At 74.9% G+C, this 2,170-nt stretch carries 2 protein-coding genes; one reads left to right on the forward strand and one right to left on the reverse strand.

All coding sequences use genetic code 11. The annotated features are described in order from the left end of the window. Positions 1–348 precede the first annotated feature (348 nt). Complete coding sequence (locus tag ACW0Q9_RS30295; protein WP_456187158.1) at positions 349–1,353, reverse strand: FAD-dependent monooxygenase; 1,005 nt, start codon at positions 1,351–1,353, stop codon at positions 349–351. A gap of 75 nt (positions 1,354–1,428) precedes the next feature. On the opposite strand from ACW0Q9_RS30295, the gene ACW0Q9_RS30300 reads away from it, so the two are divergent. Next, positions 1,429–2,154 (forward strand): TetR/AcrR family transcriptional regulator, encoded by a 726-nt coding sequence (locus ACW0Q9_RS30300; protein ID WP_456187160.1) that lies wholly within the window; start codon positions 1,429–1,431, stop codon positions 2,152–2,154. The last annotated feature ends 16 nt before the right edge of the window (positions 2,155–2,170 follow it).

Below are 2,170 nucleotides of genomic sequence, written 5' to 3' on the forward strand. Positions count from 1 at the left end.
CGGGCGGTGCGGAGGAAGACGCACCAGGTGGGGGCCGGCCGGGTGTGGACGCTTCCCCACACCACACCCGGCCGGCGTACCGGCGGGTCCGTCGCCCGCCGCCCGGGGGTCGTGGGCGGCGGGCGACGATCCTGCCTGACGGGTCCGGACTCGCGACTGTCCGGAGCCCGGTGCGGTCCGCGGAACCGCACCTCCCGGGAGCCGGAGCCGCGAAACACCGCTCCCGGACGTTGGAACGAGCGTACGAGTGAATCGAACACTCGTTCTAACTGCTCTGACAGTACACCCCCCCTCCGACGAAAATGCAACGTGTGACGCACCGGCGTGCCGAGCGGGCCGGTGGATTTCTCAGGGCGCGCACAGCAGCGGCAGAGGAACCACGCCGCCGGCCGGGGTCCGGGCCAGTTCGCCCGCGAGCACGTACGCCCCGACCAGGCCGGTGCCCACCCCCATCCCACCGAGGGTCACCCCCCAGGCCGCGTCGCCGACCAGCACCGCCCGGCCGGCGTGCCAGCGGGGCACGCTGACCCGGGCGATCGCGTCGAAGTAGAGCTCGGGCGCGTCCCGCAGGCCGGCCAGCAGCCGGGGCACGTGCCAGCCCAGCCCGGCGAAGGCGTCCGCGACCAGCGCCTTCTGCCGGTCGAGGTCGAGCCGGTCGTGGTCCTGCCGGGGCGAGGCGAACACCACGAAGGCGCCCGCCCGGCCCGGGTCGCGCTGGTCGGCGGCCACGCTGGCCATCCGGCCGGGCACGTTGTACTGCCGCGGGACCGGGCCCGCCCCGATGTCGTCGGGCAGGTCCCAGCCGGCCAGGTGGTAGCCGAGGTGGGTGACGTACGCCGACTCCGGCCCGAACGCCAGCCGGCGCACGCCGGAGTGCAGCCCGTCCGCCCCGACCACCAGGTCGACGGTGCGGGAGGCGCCCCGGGCGAGGTCGACCCGCATCCCGTCGGCGGTCTCGGTGAGCGCGGTGATCCGGTCGCCGAACACGTACCCGACCCGGTCGGCGCCGCGCTCGTAGAGGATCCGGGACAGGTCCCGGCGGTGGACCTCCAGCTCGCCGCCGGCGAACTCGGCCGGCAGCCGGAAGATCTCCCGGTCGTGCTCGTCCACCCGGCTCATCGCGCCGGCGTGGGTCTGCACCGCCCGCAACTCGTCGAGGACGCCCATGGCGGCGAGCACGCCGAGGTGGGTCGGGCCCCGGAAGTCGACCGCGAAGCCGCTGGTGCGCAGCGCGGGAGCGGCCTCGACCACGGTGACCTCGGCCCCGTGCCGGGCCAGCCACCAGGCCAGCGCCGGGCCGGCCACCCCGGCGCCGGAGACGAGCACGCGGAAACCGCGCAGTGGCGTGGGCATGTCTTTCCCCGTTCTAAACTGTGTCCCTCGGATACAGAGTATCGTAGACACAGTTTTGGCCCGAGAACAAGAGGGGTGATCGTGGAGACCGGTGGCGTCGACAAACGCCGGCTGTTCGAGCTGCTGTGGGGCACCCCGAGCGGGCCCCGGCGCGGGCCGCGCCCCACCCTCACGCTGCCCGCGATCGCCCGCGCCGGCATCACCATCGCCGACGCCGAGGGGCTCGACGGCCTGACCATGCAGCGGGTCGCCGAGTCGCTGGACGTCACCAAGATGGCCCTCTACCGATACGTGCCCGGCCGGGCCGAACTGGTGGCGCTGATGCTGGAGGCGGCGATCGGCGAGCCGCCCCCACCGCCGCCCGGCGCCGACTGGCGCGGCCAGCTCGACGACTGGGCCCGGCAGCTGTTCGACCGGTTCCGTCGGCACCCGTGGGCGCAGGCGGCGACCGTCGGCCCCCGGCTGCCCGGCCCGAACGAGCTGGCCTGGGTGGAACGGGTGGTCGCCGCCCTCACCGGCACCGGCCTGACCGGTTCCGAGCAGCTCGACGTCGCCGTGCTCCTGGTCGGACACGCCCGCAACCTGGCCCAGCACGCAGGGCCGGACGGCGCGCCCGGCGGGAGCCGGGAGGTCGCCTTCGGCACCCTGGTCCGCGGCCGGGAGGAGCGCTTCCCCGCGCTCGACGCCGCCCTGCGCGACATCGACCCGAACGTCACCGACCAGGCCCTCGACTTCGGCCTGGCCCGGATCCTCGACGGCATCGAGGCGCTCATCACCACCCGCGCGACCCGTCGATCATGACGTTGTCGCCCCCGGC

It is taken from the genome of Micromonospora sp. I033 (assembly GCF_053890995.1).